General features: G+C 72.6%; 18 protein-coding genes. 12 read left to right on the top strand and 6 right to left on the bottom strand.

The window, feature by feature from the left end; translation table 11 throughout:
* Positions 1-347 precede the first annotated feature (347 nt).
* Positions 348-695 carry a hypothetical protein gene (locus AAC134_RS14885; protein WP_339949894.1) on the top strand — a complete coding sequence of 116 codons (348 nt, stop codon included), beginning with the start codon at positions 348-350 and terminating at the stop codon, positions 693-695.
* Positions 696-840: 145 nt separating this feature from the next.
* Here the strand turns inward: AAC134_RS14885 and AAC134_RS14880 are convergent, their stop codons facing one another.
* From AAC134_RS14880 to AAC134_RS14865, 4 genes are all read right to left on the bottom strand, one after another.
* Entirely contained in the window at positions 841-1,701 is an 861-nt protein-coding gene (locus tag AAC134_RS14880; RefSeq protein WP_339949893.1) for a glycosyltransferase family 2 protein, read from the bottom strand.
* A gap of 145 nt (positions 1,702-1,846) precedes the next feature.
* Positions 1,847-2,380: a polymer-forming cytoskeletal protein gene (locus AAC134_RS14875; RefSeq protein WP_339949892.1), complete on the bottom strand. Its 534-nt coding sequence runs from the start codon at positions 2,378-2,380 to the stop codon at positions 1,847-1,849.
* Complete coding sequence (locus AAC134_RS14870; protein ID WP_339949891.1) at positions 2,370-3,776, bottom strand: DUF5930 domain-containing protein; 1,407 nt, start codon at positions 3,774-3,776, stop codon at positions 2,370-2,372. Before AAC134_RS14870 ends, AAC134_RS14875 begins: the two co-directional genes overlap by 11 nt.
* A 431-nt stretch (positions 3,777-4,207) precedes the next feature.
* A complete protein-coding gene (locus tag AAC134_RS14865; RefSeq protein WP_339949890.1) occupies positions 4,208-4,705 on the bottom strand; it encodes a peroxiredoxin in 498 nt (165 codons plus the stop codon).
* Positions 4,706-4,904: 199 nt separating this feature from the next.
* On the opposite strand from AAC134_RS14865, the gene AAC134_RS14860 reads away from it, so the two are divergent.
* Positions 4,905-8,609, top strand: a complete 3,705-nt coding sequence (locus AAC134_RS14860; RefSeq protein ID WP_339949889.1) for an AsmA-like C-terminal region-containing protein — start codon at positions 4,905-4,907, stop codon at positions 8,607-8,609.
* Between the two features lie 66 nt (positions 8,610-8,675).
* On the opposite strand, the gene tyrS is transcribed toward AAC134_RS14860, so the two are convergent.
* On the bottom strand, positions 8,676-9,929 hold the full coding sequence (tyrS, locus tag AAC134_RS14855) for a tyrosine--tRNA ligase (RefSeq protein ID WP_339949888.1): 1,254 nt from the start codon (positions 9,927-9,929) through the stop codon (positions 8,676-8,678).
* 317 nt (positions 9,930-10,246) lie between these two features.
* Here tyrS and AAC134_RS14850 point away from each other — a divergent pair, with 317 nt between their 5' ends.
* A complete protein-coding gene (locus AAC134_RS14850; RefSeq protein ID WP_339949887.1) occupies positions 10,247-11,392 on the top strand; it encodes an anhydro-N-acetylmuramic acid kinase in 1,146 nt (381 codons plus the stop codon).
* A 76-nt stretch (positions 11,393-11,468) separates the two neighbouring features.
* On the opposite strand, the gene AAC134_RS14845 is transcribed toward AAC134_RS14850, so the two are convergent.
* Positions 11,469-12,119, bottom strand: a complete 651-nt coding sequence (locus tag AAC134_RS14845; protein WP_339949886.1) for an alpha/beta hydrolase — start codon at positions 12,117-12,119, stop codon at positions 11,469-11,471.
* Positions 12,120-12,408: 289 nt separating this feature from the next.
* On the opposite strand from AAC134_RS14845, the gene AAC134_RS14840 reads away from it, so the two are divergent.
* The 9 genes from AAC134_RS14840 (at position 12,409) to AAC134_RS14800 (ending at position 20,024) form a co-directional block, all read left to right on the top strand.
* Positions 12,409-12,927 (top strand): Rrf2 family transcriptional regulator, encoded by a 519-nt coding sequence (locus AAC134_RS14840; RefSeq protein ID WP_339949885.1) that lies wholly within the window; start codon positions 12,409-12,411, stop codon positions 12,925-12,927.
* Positions 12,924-13,994, top strand: a complete 1,071-nt coding sequence (locus tag AAC134_RS14835; protein ID WP_339949884.1) for an aminotransferase class V-fold PLP-dependent enzyme — start codon at positions 12,924-12,926, stop codon at positions 13,992-13,994. The genes AAC134_RS14840 and AAC134_RS14835 overlap by 4 nt, the downstream gene beginning before the upstream one ends.
* A gap of 75 nt (positions 13,995-14,069) precedes the next feature.
* Complete coding sequence (gene sufB / locus AAC134_RS14830; RefSeq protein WP_339949883.1) at positions 14,070-15,605, top strand: Fe-S cluster assembly protein SufB; 1,536 nt, start codon at positions 14,070-14,072, stop codon at positions 15,603-15,605.
* A 49-nt stretch (positions 15,606-15,654) separates the two neighbouring features.
* The gene (locus AAC134_RS14825) at positions 15,655-15,933 is read left to right on the top strand and encodes a hypothetical protein (RefSeq protein WP_339949882.1); all 279 of its coding nucleotides are present in this window, start codon (positions 15,655-15,657) and stop codon (positions 15,931-15,933) included.
* Between the two features lie 43 nt (positions 15,934-15,976).
* Positions 15,977-16,297, top strand: coding sequence for a heavy metal-binding domain-containing protein (locus AAC134_RS14820; RefSeq protein ID WP_339949896.1), 321 nt, complete (start codon positions 15,977-15,979; stop codon positions 16,295-16,297).
* 111 nt (positions 16,298-16,408) lie between these two features.
* Entirely contained in the window at positions 16,409-17,161 is a 753-nt protein-coding gene (sufC, locus tag AAC134_RS14815) for a Fe-S cluster assembly ATPase SufC (protein ID WP_339949881.1), read from the top strand.
* 2 nt (positions 17,162-17,163) lie between these two features.
* Positions 17,164-18,453, top strand: coding sequence for a SufD family Fe-S cluster assembly protein (locus AAC134_RS14810; RefSeq protein WP_339949880.1), 1,290 nt, complete (start codon positions 17,164-17,166; stop codon positions 18,451-18,453).
* A gap of 38 nt (positions 18,454-18,491) precedes the next feature.
* Positions 18,492-19,148 carry a hypothetical protein gene (locus AAC134_RS14805; protein WP_339949879.1) on the top strand — a complete coding sequence of 219 codons (657 nt, stop codon included), beginning with the start codon at positions 18,492-18,494 and terminating at the stop codon, positions 19,146-19,148.
* Between the two features lie 222 nt (positions 19,149-19,370).
* Positions 19,371-20,024, top strand: coding sequence for a YIP1 family protein (locus tag AAC134_RS14800; RefSeq protein WP_339949878.1), 654 nt, complete (start codon positions 19,371-19,373; stop codon positions 20,022-20,024).
* Positions 20,025-20,044 lie beyond the last annotated feature (20 nt).

Below are 20,044 nucleotides of genomic sequence, written 5' to 3'. Positions count from 1 at the left end.
CCCGCCGTTTCGCTTCCCGGGCGCCGCGCCGGCCCGGCGCGCCTCCCGCCCACCCGCCCCGGCGCGCCGGGCCGGCGCGGCGCCCTCCGGCAGGCGGGGACGCCCCTTGGTCGGCATGGCGGCGCTTCCGGCGGATGCTGGGGGCGCGGGGCTCTGCGGCTGACGGGGCGCGCCGCGGAGGGGGGAACTATCCCTTCGGATAGGCCCGCAAGCCAACCGGGACCTCCGGCTGTCCCTCAGCGATGTCGCGCGGCGGCGTGGGTTTTCGTAAATATCTCCCAGACGCCGAGGGGGCCGGCGGGGCCGACCCGCCCCGAGCCGGACAGACAGAGCCAGGGACCACCGAGATGACCACCGCGATGACCACTCCCCGCCACGACGCCGGCGCCTTCGTTCTCGCCGCCGGCGCTGCGGTCGATTTGCCAGGACTGTCCGGGGGCATGCTGGCGCCGCTGGCGCTCGGCTACATCGGGGGCGCGGCGATCGGGGTCGGCATCGCCGTCGCCGGCCACGGTCTGCTCGCAGCCTTCGCGGCGGCCTGGCTGTCGGCGATCGTGCTGACGGTGGCGATCCCCGCCGCCCTGCTGGCGCGCCCGCGTCGCGCGCCCGCCGCCGCGCCGGCCGATCTCGCGGCCTGGCAGACGGACCTGGCCGAAGAGCTCAAGGCCGAACGCGCCGCGCGCGGCGCGGCCTGAAATCGGTTCCGGCCGCCGCTCCCGTCGCATGCGGGACCCGCGCGCCGCCCCCGATCCCCTTGCGCTCACCCCCCCCGGGGGACGCGCGCGAGGCGGCCGGAACCGACGTTGACCCCGAAGATGTCGCCCACGCCGCGGCGGGCCGTCAGGCCCCGACCGCGGCGTCCGGCGTTCCGGGCCCCGTCAGGCGGCGCAGACGATCGCGCACGCGGGTGTCGCGGACCAGCTCGCCCGTGGCGACGGCCGCCTCGGCGCGGGCGAGGTCGTAGCGGCTTTCCTCGACAAAGCGCAGGGCGTTGGTCGCCAGCAGCTCCTCGTACTGGCGCCGCCAGGTGAAGCCGACGCTCTCGGGCAGGTCGGGGTTGCGCAGGAACGCCTCGCCTCCGCGCAGGATCTTGCGGCGGTAGCGCTCCGGCGAGCGCATGGTGAAGTGCAGGATGTCGAGCACGTCGCCGGCCACCCGACCAGGGCGGCCGTGGCGGACCTCGTGATTGCCGTCGACCACCGTGACCCAGCGCCAGCCGCGATGCGCATACTTGGGCGGCGCGGGCCGGTCGTGGGGGATCGTGGTCCGCCGCTTGCGCCACAGCATCCGCTCATGGAACGGCAGGGCCGGGTCCTCGATGCAGACGAAGTCGTGGTGCCAGGCCTGGGCGGTGGAACGCCAGAAGGGCAGGGCGCCCAGGGCTTGCGCCAGCGACCCGCCCGCGCGCGGGATCCAGAACTCGTCGGCGTCGCTGTTGATCACCCAGTCGGCGCCGTGGCGCGCGGCGGCCATGCGGGCCATGCGGGTCACCCACTCGCCCTGGCGGAAATCGTCGCCGTCCTCGCGCAGGGGGGTGACCACGCCCTGACGTGCGAACTCGTCGATGATGTCGGGGGTGGCGTCGACGCTGAGATTGTCGGTGACGATGATGTGGTCGACGCCCGACTCCAGGTGGAACAGCAGGTTCTCGCGGAGGATGTCGCCCTCGTCGCGGGCCAGGATCGTCATGACCAGCGTCATCGGCGCAGAGGTCTCCTGTCCGGACGGCGGCCGGCCGAGGGCGCCCGCACGGCGCACGCTCCGCCCAATGCCGACACGCGCCGCCGCGAGAGAGCGGGGCGCATGTCGTCTGGGCTCACGCTCCGCAGTCGCGGAGGCGTCGGGGTCAGGACTGCGACGAGTCGGAGCTGGACGACGGGGACGGCGCGGGCGCCGGCGTCGAGGCCGCGGCCCGGCCGGGCTGGGCGCCGTTGGAGAGCGGATCGTCCGAGCGCTGGACCGAGCCCTCGAAATGGGCGCCGCTCTCGATGGCGATGGTCTTGTGGATGATGTCGCCCTCGACCTTGGCCGAGGAGGTCAGGCGCACCTTCACCCCGCGCACGCGGCCAACCACGCGGCCGTTGACCACCACGTCGTCGGCGACGATCTCGCCGCGGATGGTGGCGGTCTCGCCCACGGTCAGCAGGTGGGCGCGGATGTCGCCCTCGATCGTGCCCTCGACCTGGATGTCGCCGGTGGTCTTGATGTTGCCGGTGATCGTCAGGTCGGAGCTGAGGATCGACGGCGGCGCCTTGGGCTTGGGCGCCGGAGCGGGGGCGGCGGCGCCGGGACGCGGCGGCGCGGCGGGCGCAGGCGCGGGCTTTGCAGCCTCGTCCGCCTTGGTGTCGATCGGATCGTTGATCTTCGACTTAGAGAACATTGCGCGCGGCCTCGACGTACTTCATGGGGTTGACCGGCTTGCCGTTCAGACGGATCTCGTAATGGAGATGCGAGCCCGTCACGCGTCCGGTCCTTCCCATATCGCCGATCCGGTCTTCGCGCGCAACCCGATCCCCGACCTTGACGCGCGCGGCGTTGAGATGGGCGTAGACGGTTTCGAAGCCGAAGGCGTGGCGGATCTTCACCACCCGCCCGTAGCCCGACTGCCAGCCCGAGAACACCACCACCCCGTCGCCGGCCGAAAAGATCGGCGTGCCGACGTCCGAGGCGAAGTCGACGCCCGCATGCATCCGCATCCGGCCGTTCTTGGGATCGCGCCGCACGCCGTAGCCCGAGGTGAAGCGGAAGGCCGAGTGCACGGGCTTGGCGACCGGCATCTTGGCGGCGGCCACCTGCATCAGGCTGGCGCGCTCAAGCCCGCCGAGCAGGGTGGCGACGCGCTGGGCGTCGGTCGAGATCAGCTCGGGCGCCGGGGTCTCGTCGACGGGGATGAAGGGCCCGCCCTCGCCGGAGTAGTCGCGGCGCATCTCGGCGACCACGCGGTCGGGGTTCACGCCGACCTTCTCGAACATCGACTCGAGCCCGCCGAGACCGGCCTGCACCGCGTCCTCGAGCTGGGCGAACAGGCGGCCGCGGGCTTCCTCGGCGCGGGAGCGGTCGGCCTCCATCGTGGCGAGACGCTCGCGCAGGGCGGCCTGCAGCAGGGTGGCGGCGTCGCGCTCCTCGGCGGTCTGCTCCAGCGCGGCGGTGACCTCGGCCAGCGAGGCGGTCCACTCGGCCTCGGCCTCGTTGTCGGCGCCGTGCTCGCGGGACAGTTCGGCCATGCGGCGGGAGAGTTCGGTCTGCCGGCGCTGGGCGCTGTCGCGCTCGGTCACCGCGTCGGCGAGCTTGCCGCGCAGGCTGTCGAGGGCGGCCGAAAGCTCGGCCTCCGACTCGGCGGCCTCGACCAGGCGGGACTGGCGGCGGGCCAGTTCGCGGGTCATCACCGCGAGCTTGCCCATCGCGTCGTCGGCCGAGCGGCGGGCGGCGTCGCGGGCCTCCGACAGCTCGGCGATGCGGAGATTGGAGTCGGCGGCGAGCGCCCCCAGCTCCTGCGCGTGGCGGGCCTCGACCTCGGCCTCGACGCTGGTGGCGCCGGACTGAAGCTGGGCGACCCGGGCGGCGAGCGCGTCGCGCTCGGTCCCGGCCACGAAGCTGGCGACGGTGGCGTATCCTGTCCAACCCAGAAGCGCGGTCAGGGCGACCGCGCAGAGAACCTGCGTGCGAGGCGATATCGACAGATGTCGAACGTCGTCTCCGGTCCGGATCGTCAGGCGCCTTTCCGGCAGCGCACCTTGCTCACGCACGTCGTCCGTGCGGCCCGGCTGGCCTGTCATTGCTGTCCCTCGGTACGGTCCCGCGTCGATTCTGTGCCGACGAAGATTTTCGCGTGTTGTTGTGTTTATGCATCGTTACCCGAAGGGGGCCTCGACGATCAACACGTTTCGCACCGGTGTGCGTCATGTCCTCCGGACGGTCTGCCGGAGGGTCGTCCGCCCCTTGACGAGGCTGTCCGCGAGATTCGTCAGATTTTCGTCGCGATGTCGGACCCTAGACGCCCCGATCTTAACACATCGTTGATTCATCGTTTGAGCGTCGCGGCCTTCGCTGCGGCGAGAGGGCGCGGGCCTGGCGGCCTCGCGGCGCCCTCCCGGCCCGGCCTGCGGATCGGCCTGCCACCGGGCGGGCCGCCGCCGCGGCGCGCGGTCGCGACCGGTCGGCAGGCAGGCGCTCCCGCCCGGCCGGGACGCCCGGCGGGAGGCGCCCCTCAGAGCGCCCGCACCGCCTCGAGCACCGCCTTCGCGTGGCCCGTCGCCTTGGCCTTGCGCCAGACCTGCGCGACCTTGCCCTGCGCGTCCACGAGACAGGTCGCCCGCTCGATCCCCATGTACTTGCGGCCGTACATGCTCTTCTCCACCCAGACCCCGTAAGCCTCGCAGACCGCGCCGTCCTCGTCCGAGAGCAGGATCACGCCGAGCTCATGCTTGGCCTTGAACTTGTCGTGGCTCGCGACCGAGTCCTTCGACACCCCCAGCACCACTGCGCCCGCCGCCTCGAACTCGGCGCCAAGGCCGGTGAACTCGATCGCCTCTTTGGTGCAGCCCGAGGTGTCATCCTTGGGATAGAAGTAGATCACCACCGGCTTGCCCTTCAGCCCCGCGAGCGTCACATCTCCGCCCCCGTCCCGGGGCAGGGTGAAGTCAGGGGCGGCGTCTCCGATCGCGGGTCCTGCGGCCGGGCCTTGCGGGGCGGGGGCATCGGTCATCATCGCTTCTCCTCGAGGGCGGTGGCACTATCTGGGTCCCGGCGCGCCGCAGCGGCTCTGCGTGGGCAGAGGGCGAGGCGGGACCCGCGGAGCCAGACAGACCGCGGTCGGCCGGGTCAAGTCCGCGACGCGCCCGGCGCAGCAAACGAGAGACCTCCCCGCAAGGGGGCGAAGCGCGGGTGGAGGCGCAGGGACACGAATGCATCGCAGGCACCTCAACGGGCGCGAGCCGCCGTCGCACCGCCGGCGAAAGCGCCGCCGGCGCGAGCGCAGCGGACCCGTCGGCTGGGGCCTGCGGCGCGCGGGCTCGTTCCTGCTGGCGGCCCTGGTGCTGGTGGTGCTGGCGGTGGGGCTGGGCCAGCAGCGGCTGCGCCAGGGGCCGATCTCGCTGGGGCCGCAGGCGGCGGCTCTGGTCGCCTCGCGCATCGAGGCCGGGGCCGAGGGACTGGACGTCGAGATCGGCGATCTCGAGTTCGCGCTGGGCGAGCCTGGGCGCCCCTCGGGTCTGCGGCTGATCAATGTCACCATGCGCGGCGCCGACGGGGCGCCGATCGCCGCCGCGCCCGCGTTGGTGGTCGACTTCCGCCTCGCCGACGCGCTGCTGGGGCGGCTCGAGCCGACGGCGGTCGAGCTTCGCGGCGCCTCGCTGACCCTGGCGCTGCAGCCCGACGGGCGGATCGTGCTCGATCCCGCGGCGCCGCGCCCAGCGGCGGAAGCCGCGGGCAATGCGGTTGCGGCAGACGCTGCGGGCGATGCGGTTGCGGCGGGAGGCGCGGGCGTGCCGGGCCTCTCGGGTTTCCTCGCGCTGCTCGACCAGGCGGCGCGGGGCGAGGGGCCGCTGCAGCGGTTCGCCAGCCTCTCGGCCCGCGACGCCACCGTGACGCTGCGCGATGCGGCCTCGGACCGGGCCTGGCGGCTGCAGGACGCGCAGCTGGTGGTCGGGCTGCAGGGCGCGCGCGAGGTCGGCCGGCTGTCGGGCCGGCTGGTCGAAACGCGCGAGCCCGCCCCGCCCGAGGATCCCGTGGACCGCATGCTGCAGGGCGTCGGCCCGCAGGACGGGCCGCGAGACTACCCCGAAGCCTCCGACCTCGCGCCCGAGGCCGCACAAGGCGCCGCCCCCGACGGCGCGACCGACTCGGGTCCCGACGGCGTCTTCGAGGATCCCGCCGACGCCCCCACGCCCTACGTGACCCTGACCGGAGAGCGCGTGGGCAACGAGATCACCGCTCGCCTCGCGGTGCTGGACCTGCCGGTCTCCGAGCTCGCGGTGACCCCGGCGCTGGCCGGACTCGCCGGAATCGAGAGCCGCGCCTCGGGCGTGGTCGAGCTCGCGCTCGACACCTCCGGCGTGGTCGGCCGCGTGGCGGGGCGCCTGTCGATGGGCCCCGGCGCGGTGGTCGCGCCAGGGCTCGCCGCGCCTTTCGACCGGATCGACGCGGCCCAGGCCGAGGCCTCCTGGAACCGCGACAGCGGCGAGATCGTGGTCTCGCGCCTCTCGGTCAAGGGGCCGGCGGGGGCGCTGTCCCTCTCGGGCCTGGCCGAACCCTGGGGCGCGGGGCCGACGGGCTGGAGCCTCGACCTGCGCGTCGACCGGCTGGAGGCGACCGAGGCCGCGGGCTTCGTCGCCCCCCTCGCCTTCTCGGGCGGCCGTCTGCAGGCCGAGGCGCTGCCCGCCGAGGGCCGCGTGGAGCTGTCTTCGCTGGAGCTGGCCGCCGATTTCCCCGACGCGGGGCCGATCCGCCTGCACGCGCAGGGCGTGGCGAGCCTCGAGGAAGGCGGCCCCCGCCTGGCGCTGAGCTTTGGCGCCGACCCGTTCGGCGCGGCGGCCCTGAAGCGCGCCTGGCCGATCTTCGCCGCCCCCGGCGCGCGCGAGTGGGTCGACGAGAACGTCGAGGCCGCGCGCCTGACCGGCATGACGGGCGCCTTCTGGATGGCGCCGGGGGAGACGCCCGAGGTCACCATGGACTTCGGGTTCGCCGACCTCGAGGGCTCGATCCTCGAAGGAATGCCGCGGCTGACCGGGGCCGCGGGCGAGGGGCGCGCCACCCTGACCCGTTTCGAGATGAGCTTCGAGGCCGCCCAGACCACCCCGCCGGGGGGCGAGCCGATCTCGCTCGCCGGCTCGCGCTTCGTGATCCCCGACCTGATCGAGGATCCCCAGCCCGCCGCCCCGGTGATCCGCGGCGCGGGGCGGCTCGTGGACCTGATGGCGCTGATCGACCAGCCGCCGCTGCGCCTGACCCGCAAGCTGGACATGGACCTGGGCGCGATCGAGGGCCGCGCCTCGGTCGAGGCGCGGCTGTCGTTCCGCCTGCTCAAGGACCTCGACGTGGACGACGTGGGAGTCGCGGCCTCGGCGCGGATCGAGTCGCTGGCGATGACCGCCCCGGGCGACGGCCCGCGCATCGTCTCGAACGACCTCAGGCTCGAGGCGACGCCCGAGGATTTCCGGCTGTGGGGCGGCGCCTCGATCGACGGGCGCCCCGCGCAGGTCTCGTGGACCGAGCGGTTCGACGCCAGCCTGCCCGAGGCGCAGCGCCGGCAGGTCTCGGCCTCGCTGACGCTGGGCCCCAGGGACTTCGCCGAGTTCGGGCTGAGCCCGACGCTCGAGATGCCGGGCGGCCGTGTCTCGGCGCAGGTGGAGCTGATCGGCGGCGCGATCGGCGAGGGCTTCTCGGTGACCGCCGACCTGGGGCCTGCGGACCTGCGCATCGCCGAGGTCGGCTGGAAGAAGGCGGCGGGCGTGCCGGGGCGGCTGCGCGTCTCGGGCCGGGCGGGCGACGACGGCTCGGTCACGCTGGACGCGTTCGAGGTCAAGGCGGCGGGACTGACCGCGCGCGGCCGCGCCTCGCTGGGCGCGGGCGGCGCGCTGCGCAGCGTCACGCTCGACCGGCTGGCGCTGGAGGGGGTGCTGGACGCGGCCGTGAGCGTGCGCGCCGACGCGCAGGGGCCGATGCAGGTCTCGGTGACCGGGAGCATGCTCGACATCGCCGCGCTGACCGCCCGGCGCGACGGCATGGCCGGCGTGCGCGAAGGGCAGGCGGCCGACGATCCGGGCGCGGAGGACGGCGACCCGCTCTCCGGCATCCCCGACATGAGCGGCAGGCTGAGCTTCGATGTGGCCACCCTGGTCGAGGGCGTCGCCCTGCACGAGGCGACGGGCGAGATCCGCCGCCGCCGCGGGGTGACCGCGGTGCGGGTCTCGGGCGCGGTGAACGGCGGCTCCGAGGCGCGCCTGCGCTATCGCGAGGGGCGGCAGGGGGGCATTTCGGTGTCCCTGCGCAGCGACGACGCGGGGCGGCTTCTGGACGACCTCTCGATCTCGGACGCGGTGCAGGGGGGCGCGCTGCGGGTGCGCGGGCGCCTGCCGCCGGGCGAGTCGGTGCTCGAGGGGGTGGCCGAGCTTTCGGACCTTCGGGTCGCGGGGCGCAAGGCGCTGGACGGCGTGGTCACCATCGCCCGCCGCGACGGGGTCATCGAGCGCAAGAGCGAGGGCTATGAGGGCGGCTACTCGTTCACGCGGGTCGAGGCGCCGTTCCGCCTGAACGGGGGCATCGTCACGGTGACTGACGCGCTGGCGACGGGGCCGCTGCTGGCGCTGAAGGTGAACGGGGACTACGACCTCGGCTCGGACCAGCTGGACCTGCAGGGGGTGCTGACGCCGGCCTACGCGGTCAACGGCATCCTCAACAACATCCCGGTCATCGGCGAGCTGTTCGGCGGCGAGGGCGAGGGCCTGTTCGCGATGAACTTCACCGTGGTCGGCGACGCCTCCGATCCCAGGATCAGCGCCAACCCGCTGTCGATCCTGACCCCGGGCATCCTGCGCCGCATCCTGCAGCCCTCGCGCCCGGACCCTGCGGCCGAGGACCCCTATCCCGACCTGTTCGACAACGACAAGTAGCGGGCGGGGAACGAAAAAGGCCCCGGGCGCGCCCGGGGCCTCGAGGTCCGCGGTCGGGCGCGGCGATCAGTCGAGCTTGACCAGCGCGTGGCGCTTGCGCCCGGCCGACAGCTTCACGGGGCCGGTCGCGAACGCCTCGGCCTGCAGCACCAGGCCCGCGTCGGAGACCGGCTCGTCGCCCAGCTTCGCCCCGCCCTCGGCGATCAGGCGCTTGGCGTCCTTGCCCGACTTCGCCAGCCCCGCCTTGACGAAGAGCTGCACGATCGAGACGCCCCCGGCGGCCTCGTCGGCGGTCAGCGCGAAGGTGGGCAGGTCCTCGCCGGCGCCGCCGCGCTCGAACACCTCGCGGGCGGTCGCCTCGGCGGCCTGCGCGGCCGCTTCGCCGCGGGCGAGCTTCGTCACCTCGTTGGCGAGGATCACCTTGGCCTCGTTGATCTCCGAGCCCGCCAGCGCGCCGAGGCGCCGGCACTCGTCGATCGGCAGCTCGGTGAAGCGTTTCAGGAGCTGCTCGACCTGAACGTCCTCGACGTTGCGCCAGTATTGCCAGAACTCGAAATTGCCCAGCCGGTCCTCGTTGAGCCAGACGGCGCCGCCGGCGGTCTTGCCCATCTTGGTCCCGTCGGGCTTGGTCAGCAGGGGGGCGGTCAGGCCGAACACCTGGCGGCCGTCGACGCGGCGGGTGAGCTCCACGCCGTTGACGATGTTCCCCCACTGGTCCGAGCCGCCCATCTGCAGCCGGCAGCCGGTGCGCCGGCTCAGCTCGAGGAAGTCGTAGGCCTGGAGCAGCATGTAGTTGAACTCGAGGAAGGTCAGCGGCTGCTCGCGGTCCAGCCGCAGCCGCACGCTGTCGAAGGTCAGCATGCGGTTGATGGTGAAGTGCCGGCCGTAGTCGCGCAGGAAGTCGATGTAGTTCAGCTCGTCCAGCCACTCGGCGTTGTTGGGCTGGATGGCGTTGCCGCCCTGCTCCTCGAACGCGAGGTAGTTTCTGAAGATGGCGCGGATGCCGTCCATGTTGGCCGCGATGATCTCGTCGGTCAGCAGCTGGCGCTGGTCGTCCTTGCCCGAGGGGTCGCCGATGCGCGTCGTGCCGCCGCCCATCAGCGCGATGGGCTTGTGGCCGGTGGTCTGCAGCCAGCGCAGCAGCATGATCCCGGTCAGGTGACCGACATGCAGGCTGTCGGCGGTGCAGTCGAAGCCGATATAGCCCGGAACCGCCCCCGCCAGGAGCGCCTCGTCGAGGCCCTCGAGATCCGTGCAGTCCTGCACCAGGTCGCGCTCGACCACGGCGTGCAGGAAATCGGACTTGGGTGCGTAGGTCATCGGTCCGGTCCTTGGGTGGGTGTGGAGCGGCGGTCTATGCCTTGCGAGGGGACGGAAGGGAAGGGGGGAGGCTTCCTGCGGGCCGTCGGCGCGGCTCTCGCGCGGCGCCGGCGGCCGCGCGCGTTGCGCGCGGCGCGGGCTGCAGGCGCCCTGCGGGCGGGCCTGGCTGCGCGGCGCCCAGGCGCGCGCGGGGGGCTGCAGTACGGGGGCGGGGAGCCTCCGGCGGGCTCCTGACTCACCCGGGAACAGGCGCTTCGCGAGGCGGGTCCCGCGAGGGCGCCCGGGACCGGGGGCGAGGCGAGAGGAGGACGGCGGGCGTGGATGCGATCTGGGCGCTGGGGCTGATGTCGGGGACCTCGTTCGACGGGATCGACGCGGCGCTGGTGAAGACCGACGGGGTTGGCCTCGAGGCCTTCGGGCCGGGCGGCGCTTTCGACTACGCGCCGGGGGAGATGGACGCCGCGCGCGCCGTCCACGCTGACTGGCGCCCGTTCCGCCGCGCGGCGGCGGGCGGCGACGCGGCGGCGACGCTGGCGCAGGCGGGACGCGAAGTGGACGCGGCCCACGCCGCCGCCTCGGCCCGGCTGCTGGCGCGCGCGGAGGCGGCCGAGGCCCTGCCCGAGATCGTGGGCTATCATGGCCAGACCGTCGCCCACGGGCCGGACGATCCCGCCGGCGGCTGGACCTGGCAGCTGGGCGACGGGGCGGCGCTGGCGCGGGCGCTGAACCGGACCGTGGCCTGGGACTTCCGCTGCGCCGACGTGACGGCCGGCGGGCAGGGGGCGCCGCTGGCCCCGTTCTACCATTTCGCCCTGGCCCGCGCGCTGGGGCGAGGGCCGGTGTGTTTTCTCAACCTCGGCGGGGTCGGCAACGTTTCCTGGGCTGATCCCGAGGCGGCGGGCCCCGAGGCGCCGGGCGCCCTGGTCGGCTTCGACACCGGGCCCGCCAATGCGCTGGTCGACGACTGGATGCGCGCCCGGACCGGGCAGAGCTGCGACCGCGACGGCGCCGCGGCCGCGGCCGGGCGCGTGCACGTCGACCGGCTGCGGCGCAACTCGATCGAGGCGTTCGTGGCCCGCCGCCCGCCCAAGTCGCTCGACCGGAACGAGTTCGTGCAGGCGCTGGAGGCGATGCAGGGCCTTTCGACCGAGGACGGCGCCGCCACGCTGACCGCCCTGTCGGCGATCTGCGCGGCCGGCGCGCAGGCCCACCTCCCCCGGCCCGCCGCCACCTGGATCCTGTGCGGGGGCGGCCGGCTGAACCCCACGCTCGCCGCGATGATCGCCGAGCGGGTGGAGGCCGAGGTGATCCCCGCCGAGGCTGCGGGCCTCGACGGCGACCTGCTCGAGGCGCAGTGCTTCGCCTATCTCGCGGTGCGCGCGCTGCGCGGGCTGCCGCTGTCCGCGCCCGGGACCACCGGGGTTCCGCGGCCGCTGACCGGGGGGCGAATCTCGCGGCCCTGAGCGAGGCCGCAGCAACGAAAACGGGCGCTCCCGGCGGGAGCGCCCGTTTTCGTCCGGCCAATGTCGGCAGGCGCGCTCAGCCGACCTCGACCTGGGTGCGGCCGCGCACGTAACCCTCGACCAGTCCGGTCATGTCCTCGAGCTGGCGGTCGAAGAAGTGGCCGGCGGCGGGGATCACCTCGTGGGTGATCTCGATCCCGCGCTGGGTCTTGAGCTTGTCGACCAGCTTCAGCACGTCCGCCGGCGGCGCCACGCGGTCCGCGTCGCCGTTGACGATCAGCCCCGACGAGGGGCAGGGCGCCAGGAACGAGAAGTCGTACATGTTCGCCGGCGGCGCCACCGAGACGAAGCCCGAGATCTCGGGCCGCCGCATCAGCAGCTGCATGCCGATCCAGGCGCCGAAGGAGAAGCCCGCCACCCAGCTCTGCCGGGCGTTGGGGTTGAGCACCTGCATGTAGTCCAGCGCGGCCGCGGCGTCGGAAAGCTCTCCGATGCCCTGGTCGAACTCGCCCTGGCTGCGGCCCACGCCGCGGAAGTTGAACCGCAGCACCGAGAAGCCAAGCCGGTGGAACGCGTAGTGAAGGTTGTAGACCACCTTGTTGTTCATCGTCCCCCCGTACTGGGGGTTGGGATGAAGGATCAGGGCGATCGGCGCGTCCTTGGCCTTCTGCGGGTGATAGCGTCCTTCCAGCCGTCCGTCCGGTCCGGGAAAGATCACTTCAGGCATTCGGGTCCCCCGCGCGCGCTCTCAGTCCAGGGCCCGTCGTCTGGGCAGTCGCGCGCGCCGTGCGGCGGGCGGGATGCTTGACTCTTCTGGTCGGGCTACTTAGAACGGTTCCAAACTAGATGACCGGCCTCGCGCCGGTCCGTCTGCAAGTAGGGGGAGGCCCCGGCGCCGTCAACTCTCCTGCGGGAGTTTCGACGCCGCACCCGGCCGGCCGCGCGACCGCATCCTGCGTCCCTGGCCGGATACTGGCAAGACCGGCGCGACCCCGAGCCGGCGAGCGGAGGACCCTATGAAGCTCAGCACCAAGGGACGCTACGCGGTGACCGCGCTGGCCGATATCGCCCTTCAGCACGCGGCCGGCCCGGCGGGCGCCTCCGAGCGCGACGCGCGCCTGATCTCGCTGTCCGAGATCGCCGAGCGCCAGGACATCTCGCTGGCCTACCTCGAGCAGCTGTTCTCCCGTCTGCGCCGCGCGGGCCTGGTGGAAAGCGTGCGCGGCCCCGGCGGCGGCTATCGGCTGGCCCGTCCCGCCGCGCAGGTGACCATCGCCGACGTGATGACCGCGGTGGACGAGCGGCTGAACGCCATGGGCGACTGCGACGACGAGGGGGGCGGCTGCGGCGGCTCCCGCGCGCGGTGCCTGACGCACAATCTGTGGGAGCAGCTTTCCTCCCACGTCCACGTCTTCCTCAGCCGCACGACGCTGGCCGACGTGGTAGCCGACAAGATGGCCCCGTGCCCGGCGGTCCCCGACTTCAGCCTGCTGATGGATGAGGACGCGATGGGCGGGAGGACCGGCTCCGCATGACGCGCCGCGCCTACCTCGACTGGAACGCGACCGCGCCCCTTCGCCCCGAAGCTAAGGCGGCGATGCTCGCGGCGATGGAGCTGACGGGGAACCCCTCGTCGGTCCATGCCGAGGGCCGGGCGGCGCGGGCGGCGGTCGAGCGGGCGCGGGCGCAGGTGGCGGCGATGGCGGGCGTGAGCCCGGGCGAGGTGATCTTCACCTCCGGCGCCACCGAGGCGGCGGCGACGGTGCTGTCCCACGGCCCGGTAACGGCGCTGGCGACCGAGCATGACTGCGTGTTGAAATGGGCCGACCGCACCGTCCCCGTGGACCGTCGCGGCCGGGCCGAGCCGGTGACGCACTCCTGCGCGCTGAGCGGGACGCTGGCCTGGGCCGGCGCCTCGGGCGAGACGGGGGTGATCCAGTCGGCGCCGCCGCAGACCTCGGCGCGCGTCGTCGCCGACATGGTTCAGGCCGCGGGCAAGGTCCCGCTGGCAAGCCTCTGGCACGGCTGGGATATCGCGCTGCTCTCCGCCCACAAGCTGGGCGGCCCCAAGGGCGTCGGCGCGCTGATCCTGCGCGAGGGGCGCGAGATCGCCCCCCTGCTGCGCGGCGGCGGTCAGGAGCTGGGACGCCGCTCGGGCACCGAGAACGTGGTCGGGATCGCAGGCTTCGGCGCGGCGGCCGAGGCGGCGCTGGCCGAGCTGGAGGCCGGCGTCTGGGACCGCATCGCCGCCCTGCGCGACGGGCTCGAAGCGCGCCTGCGCGACGCGGCGCCCGAGCTTGCGATCGTGGGCGAGGGCGCCCCGCGCCTGCCCAACACCGCCTGCGTGGCCCTTGCCGGATGGCGCGGGGAGACGCAGGTGATGCAGATGGACCTGGCGGGCTACGCGGTCTCGGCCGGCTCGGCCTGCTCCTCGGGCAAGGCGGGACCGAGCCGGGCGCTGGAGGCGATGGGCCTCGGCCCCGAGATCGCCGGCAGCGCGATCCGGGTCTCGCTGGGCCCGACCACCACCGAGGCGGAGGTCGCGGGCTTCGCGGCCGCCTGGGAAGACAGATACCGCCGGTTTCGCCTGAAATCGGCCTGAAGACACGCACCGAACGCATTGCCCCCGCGCGCTTTTCCCCGAAAGGCGCCGCGCCGGCGAGGAAGGAGAGACGACATGGCCGCTCTGGATGATGCGACCCTCAGGGATGGGGTCAAGGAAGGCGTCGAGCAGGACACCGTCGAGGCCGTCCGCTCGCTCGGCGGGGAATACAAGCACGGCTGGTCCACCGACATCGAGATGGACTACGCCCCCAAGGGCCTGAACGAGGACATCGTCCGCCTGATCTCCGAGCGCAAGAACGAGCCGGAGTGGATGCTGGACTGGCGCCTGAAGGCCTACCGGCGCTGGCTGAAGATGGACGAGCCGGACTGGGCGATGGTCACCTATCCCAAGCCGGACTTCCAGGACCAGTATTACTACGCCCAGCCCAAGAGCTTCGCGACCAAGCCGAAGTCTCTGGACGAGGTCGACCCCGAGCTGCTGCGCACCTACGAGAAGCTCGGCATCCCGCTCAAGGAGCAGATGATCCTCGCGGGCGTCGAGGGGGCCGAGGCCGCCCCCGCCGAGGGGCGCCGGGTCGCCGTGGACGCGGTCTTCGACAGCGTGTCGGTCGGCACCACCTTCAAGGAGGAGCTCGCCAAGGCCGGCGTGATCTTCTGCTCGATCTCCGAGGCGGTGCAGGAGCACCCGGAGCTGGTGAAGAAGTATCTCGGCACCGTCGTGCCCTACAGCGACAACTTCTACGCGACGCTGAACTCGGCGGTGTTCTCCGACGGGTCCTTCGTCTACGTGCCGCCTGGCGTGCGCTGCCCGATGGAGCTCAGCACCTATTTCCGCATCAACGCCGAGAACACCGGCCAGTTCGAGCGGACGCTGATCATCGCCGACAGGGGCTCCTACGTGAGCTACCTGGAGGGCTGCACGGCGCCCAAGCGCGACACCACGCAGCTTCATGCGGCGGTGGTCGAGATCGTGGCGCTGGAGGACGCGGAGGTGAAATACTCCACCGTCCAGAACTGGTTCCCGGGCGACTCCGAGGGCAAGGGCGGCATCTTCAACTTCGTCACCAAGCGCGCCGACTGCCGCGAGGACCGGGCGAAGGTGATGTGGACCCAGGTCGAGACCGGCTCGGCCGTGACCTGGAAATACCCCTCCTGCATCCTGCGCGGGAACGAGAGCCAGGGCGAGTTCTACTCGATCGCCATCGCCAACAACTACCAGCAGGCCGACACCGGCACCAAGATGATCCACCTGGGGAAGAACACCCGCTCGCGGATCGTCTCGAAGGGCATCTCGGCGGGGCAGGCGCAGAACACCTACCGGGGGCTGGTCTCGATCCACCCCAAGGCCAAGGACAGCCGCAACTACACCCAGTGCGACAGCCTGCTGATCGGCGACAAGTGCGGGGCCCACACGGTCCCCTACATCGAGGTGAAGAACAATTCTTCCAAGGTCGAGCACGAAGCGACCACCTCGAAGATCGCCGACGACCAGCTGTTCTACTGCCGCGCCCGCGGCATGGACGAGGAGGAGGCCGTGGCGCTGGTCGTCAACGGCTTCTGCAAGGAGGTCCTGCAGGCCCTGCCCATGGAGTTCGCCATGGAAGCCCAGAGCCTGGTCGCGATCTCTCTCGAAGGCTCGGTCGGCTGACCGGGCCGACCGGAGGCCCGGCCGCGCGTCGGCGGAGGAGGACATGGCGATGAGCCAGGACCACGGGTCCCGCTCGCCCCGGCTGGGGCACGTGGGGCGGTTGAGCCTGCCCTCGAAGGTGCGCTGGCTGATCTCGGCGCATCTGGTGATCTTCGCGCTGTCGCTCGAGGACGAGGAGATCGTCGAGATGATGGCCGAGGCCTGGAACCTGGGCGCGCGGGCGCAGATCACCGCCGAGGTGATCCTGTCGCTGATCCTTCTCGCGGCCTGGGGGTTCCTGACGCTCGCCTGGGTGCGCATGGCCTGCCCCCCGGTCGAGGAGCGCTGAGATGGCCGGACCCTGGGGCGCCACCGACACGGAGAGCGGACGCATGATCGTCACCACCACCAACGCCCTCGAGGGCCATCGCATCACCGCCTATCGCGGCGTGGTCGTCGGCGAGGCGATCATGGGCGCCAACTTCGTGCGCGATTTTTTCGCCGGCATCACCGACATCGTCGGCGGCCGCTCGGGGGCCTACGAGAGCAAGCTCCAGGACGCCCGCGAGGTCGCCTTCCAGGAGCTGGAGGCCCGCGCCGCCAAGCTGGGCGCCAACGCCGTGGTGGGCGTCGACATCGATTATGAGGTCGTCGGCAAGGACGGCTCGATGCTGATGGTGTCGGTCTCGGGCACCGCGGTCGTCGTCGAGTGACCGCTTGACCCCTCCATTCCGGGCGGCCCGCCGCCCCCACACGTCAACAGGGCTGCGGCCCCGACCGCCACATGGGCCGCGCCTGCCGCGCCCGCAGACAAGGAACGCACGATGCTGGAGATCAAGAACCTTCACGTGAAGCTCGAGGAAGAGGACAAGCAGATCCTCAAGGGCGTCGACCTGACGGTCGAGGCCGGCAAGGTCCACGCGATCATGGGCCCCAACGGCTCGGGCAAGTCGACGCTCTCCTACGTCCTCTCGGGCCGCGACGGCTATGAGGTGACCGAGGGCGCCGCCAGCCTCGACGGTCAGGACCTGCTGGACATGGAGCCCGAGGAGCGCGCCGCCGCCGGCCTGTTCCTGGCCTTCCAGTACCCCGTCGAGATCCCCGGCGTGGGCAACATGACCTTCCTGCGCACCGCGGTGAACAGCCAGCGCAAGGCCCGCGGCGAGGCCGAGATGTCGGCCGCCGAGTTCCTCAAGTTCATCCGCGAGAAGGCCGCCCAGCTGCAGATCACCCCCGACATGCTCAAGCGCGCGGTCAACGTGGGCTTCTCGGGCGGCGAGAAGAAGCGCAACGAGATCCTGCAGATGGCGGTGCTAGAGCCGAAGATGTGCATCCTCGACGAGACCGACTCGGGCCTCGACGTGGACGCGATGAAGCTGGTGGCCGACGGCGTGAACGCGCTGCGCGACGCCGGCCGCGGCTTCCTGGTGATCACCCACTACCAGCGCCTGCTCGACCACATCAAACCGGACGTGGTGCACATCATGTCCGACGGCCGCATCATCAAGACCGGCGGGCCGGAGCTGGCGCTCGAGGTCGAGAAGAACGGCTACGCCGACCTGAAGGAGGGCGCGTGACCATGGCCGCTGTTCCCGCCCGCAAGATCGAGGCGGCCGAGGCGCTTCTGGCCGCCCACCCCGCGCCGAAGGGCGAGGGCGGCTGGGCGCGCGAGGCCCGCGCCGCCGCCGCCGCGCGTCTGCGCAAAATGGGCGCCCCGATCGGGCGCGACGAATACTGGAAGTGGACCGATCCCTCGGCCCTGACCGCGCCCGAGGCGCCCTCGGCGCCGCTGCATCCCGCGGGCCCGGCGATCTTCGCCGACCGCGGCGCGCTGGTGGTGACCTTCGTCGACGGCATGCTGCGCCGCGACCTCTCGGACGACCTCTCGCTCGAGGGCGCCGAGATCTGCACGCTCGAGGAGGCGCTCGCCGCCGACATCCACTGGGCCAAGGAGGTCTTCGGCGTGCTCGAGGCCCGCGGCCAGGATCCGGTCGCGCGTCCGCTCGCCGCCTTCAACACCGCGGTGGCGGGGCAGGGCCTCGCCATCCGGGCCACCGGCAAGGTCTCGCGCCCCGTGCTGATCAAGGGCGCGCGGGAGAGCGAGAGCTCCGACGCGCTGCTGCACCACGTCGTCAAGCTGGAGGAGGGCGCGGAGCTGACCGTGCTCGAGACCGGCGGTCCGGGGGCGCGGGTGAACTCGGTCCTCGAGGTCGAGATCGCCGACCGCGCCGCCTTCCACCAGGTCCGCGCCCACGGGCCGGAGGCCGAGCGTCGCGGCGCCTGGCATCTGTTCGCGCGCCTTGGGACCGAGTCCGTGTGCAAGACCTTCTCGGTCGCCGCCGGCGGACGCCTGACGCGGATCGAGCAGGTGGCCGAGCTGACCGGCGACGACGCCGCCGTGCATCTGGCCGGCGCCTGCCTGGGCGAGGGTCGCGACTTCGTGCACGACGACACGGTCTTCGTCACCCATGACGCGCTCAACTGCGAGAGCCGGCAGGTGTTCAAGAAGGTCCTGCGCGACCAGGCCAAGGGCATCTTCCAGGGCAAGATCCTGGTGAAGCCGGGCGCCCAGAAGACCGACGGCTACCAGATCAGCCAGGGGCTGCTGCTGGACGAGCACGCCGACTTCCTCGCCAAGCCCGAGCTCGAGATCTACGCCGACGACGTCGTCTGCTCGCACGGGTCGACCTGCGGGGCGGCGGACGAGGACGCGCTCTATTACCTGCGCGCCCGCGGCATCCCCAAGCGGGAGGCGGAGAACATGCTGGTCATGTCCTTCCTCGGCCAGGCGGTGGAGGAGATCGAGTCCGACGACCTCGCCGAGGAGATGCGCGAGCGCATCGCCCAGTGGGTGATGGATGACGCATGAGGAATTCGGCATGAGGAATTGGGCATGAGGAACGGGGCGTGACCCAGGCCGCCGCCACGACCCCGGACGGCCGGCCCGCGCCGCGCGGGCTGGTCGGCCGGATCGCCGCCGCCTGGTCCGGCCGGCACCGCGAGGTGATCCGGGCGGACCTCGAGGCGGGGGTGAGCGAGTCGCGCCTGCTGGCCTATGCCATGGGCACGGGCCTGCTGCTGCTGATCACCTCGTTGCCCGCGGTGCTGGCCGACCGGGGGCGCGACGCCGCGGCCTCGGGCGCCGGAGGGGCGGCGCTCTCGGTCGGCGAGGTGGTCACCATGCAGGTGGTCGCCAACCTGTTCTTCCTGCCCCTGTTTCTCTATGGCGTCGCGGCGCTGGCGCGGATGCTGCTGCGACTGTTCGGGGGAACCGGGGGCTGGCAGGCGACGCGGCTGGCGGTGTTCTGGGCGCCGCTGGCGGCGGCCCCGGCCTCGCTGGCGGCCGCGGCGATCACCTCGATGCTGGCGGTGGCCGGGGCCGGGGCCCTCGCGCTCTCGGCGCCCGGGGCGCTGGCTGGCGCGGCCGGCCTGTGGTTCTGGTGCGCGGGGCTGGCCGAGGCCCACGGCTTCCGCCGCGCCTGGCCCGCCTTCGTCGCGATCGTGCTGGTCTGGGTCGTGGGCACGATCTGGGCCGCCTCCGGCGCGGCCTCGCCGCCGGCATGAGAGGCGCGCGGCCGCTCCCCGCCGGGCTCGCGCCCGCAGGCCCCGTCGTCGGGCTTGCGCCCGCTGGCGTCCACACGCCCGTCCGCGGGTGTCAGGACGGGCGAGTGCCGCGGGCCCTGTTCATCTTCCGTGCAGATTCACCGTTCACTTTCGCTTCATGTCATGCTAGACAACTCCTGAGTGCAGCCGCTCGCGATTGCGTTGGGTCCCGGAGTTTTCCTCATGGCGTTCGTTCAGAGCCTTCCCCCCGATTACGACGCGGACCCCGAGGACGACATCGGCCCGGCGACCATGTCCGGGCGGGTGCTGGAAGCCTGGCTCGACATGCAGGCCTCGACGCGCCGGCTGGTGTCGGAGGATCCCTCCGAAGGGCGGCTTCTGTTCTACCTGATCCTGTCGGACCTGGTGTTCTTCCTGTGCTGGACGATCAAGGCGGTGCTGGCGCCGACGGCGGCCGCGGCGGCGATGATGCCGATCTACATGGGCGGGATCCTGCTGGTCGGCTTCCTGATGCGCACCGCGGCGATGTACGTGCTGGCGGCGGCGGCCTTCGCGGCCTGCCGGATCGCGGGGGGGCGCGGCTCCTGGCGGGACACGCGCGCGGCGGTGTTCTGGGGGGCGCTGGTCTCGGCGCCGTTCGGCCTGCTGGCGGCGCTGATCGCGGTGGGCATGCGCCATGGCGAGCATGTCTGGCCGGCGATGGCCGACCCGGTCTACGCGATGCCGCCCTACTACATCGGGCTGGTCCCGTTCCTGTGGTTCATCGCGGCGGGGCTCGCGGCCGTTCACGGAATGCGGCGCGTGGGCTGGATCTTCCTGGTTCTCAGCACGGGCACGGTGGTGCTCAGCATCCTCGGGGTCTATCTGTCCGCCTGAAGACGGCCCCGCGGGGCGTG

Source organism: uncultured Albimonas sp., from assembly GCF_963977235.1.
Taxonomy (GTDB): Bacteria; Pseudomonadota; Alphaproteobacteria; order Rhodobacterales; family Rhodobacteraceae; genus Albimonas.
Note: the sequence above shows the minus strand (reverse complement) of the source record. Positions and strands in the feature narration are given on the sequence as shown.

Coding starts and splice junctions, on each gene's coding strand:
- AAC134_RS14885 (WP_339949894.1), top strand. CDS start 348: ATGACCACCGCGATGACCACTCCCCGCCACGACGCCGGCGCCTTCGTT.
- tyrS (WP_339949888.1), bottom strand. CDS start 9,929: ATGACCTACGCACCCAAGTCCGATTTCCTGCACGCCGTGGTCGAGCGC.
- AAC134_RS14870 (WP_339949891.1), bottom strand. CDS start 3,776: ATGACAGGCCAGCCGGGCCGCACGGACGACGTGCGTGAGCAAGGTGCG.
- AAC134_RS14810 (WP_339949880.1), top strand. CDS start 17,164: ATGGCCGCTGTTCCCGCCCGCAAGATCGAGGCGGCCGAGGCGCTTCTG.
- AAC134_RS14840 (WP_339949885.1), top strand. CDS start 12,409: ATGAAGCTCAGCACCAAGGGACGCTACGCGGTGACCGCGCTGGCCGAT.
- AAC134_RS14865 (WP_339949890.1), bottom strand. CDS start 4,705: ATGACCGATGCCCCCGCCCCGCAAGGCCCGGCCGCAGGACCCGCGATC.
- AAC134_RS14860 (WP_339949889.1), top strand. CDS start 4,905: ATGCATCGCAGGCACCTCAACGGGCGCGAGCCGCCGTCGCACCGCCGG.
- AAC134_RS14880 (WP_339949893.1), bottom strand. CDS start 1,701: ATGACGCTGGTCATGACGATCCTGGCCCGCGACGAGGGCGACATCCTC.
- AAC134_RS14875 (WP_339949892.1), bottom strand. CDS start 2,380: ATGTTCTCTAAGTCGAAGATCAACGATCCGATCGACACCAAGGCGGAC.
- AAC134_RS14800 (WP_339949878.1), top strand. CDS start 19,371: ATGGCGTTCGTTCAGAGCCTTCCCCCCGATTACGACGCGGACCCCGAG.
- sufC (WP_339949881.1), top strand. CDS start 16,409: ATGCTGGAGATCAAGAACCTTCACGTGAAGCTCGAGGAAGAGGACAAG.
- AAC134_RS14845 (WP_339949886.1), bottom strand. CDS start 12,119: ATGCCTGAAGTGATCTTTCCCGGACCGGACGGACGGCTGGAAGGACGC.
- AAC134_RS14835 (WP_339949884.1), top strand. CDS start 12,924: ATGACGCGCCGCGCCTACCTCGACTGGAACGCGACCGCGCCCCTTCGC.
- AAC134_RS14820 (WP_339949896.1), top strand. CDS start 15,977: ATGATCGTCACCACCACCAACGCCCTCGAGGGCCATCGCATCACCGCC.
- sufB (WP_339949883.1), top strand. CDS start 14,070: ATGGCCGCTCTGGATGATGCGACCCTCAGGGATGGGGTCAAGGAAGGC.
- AAC134_RS14825 (WP_339949882.1), top strand. CDS start 15,655: ATGAGCCAGGACCACGGGTCCCGCTCGCCCCGGCTGGGGCACGTGGGG.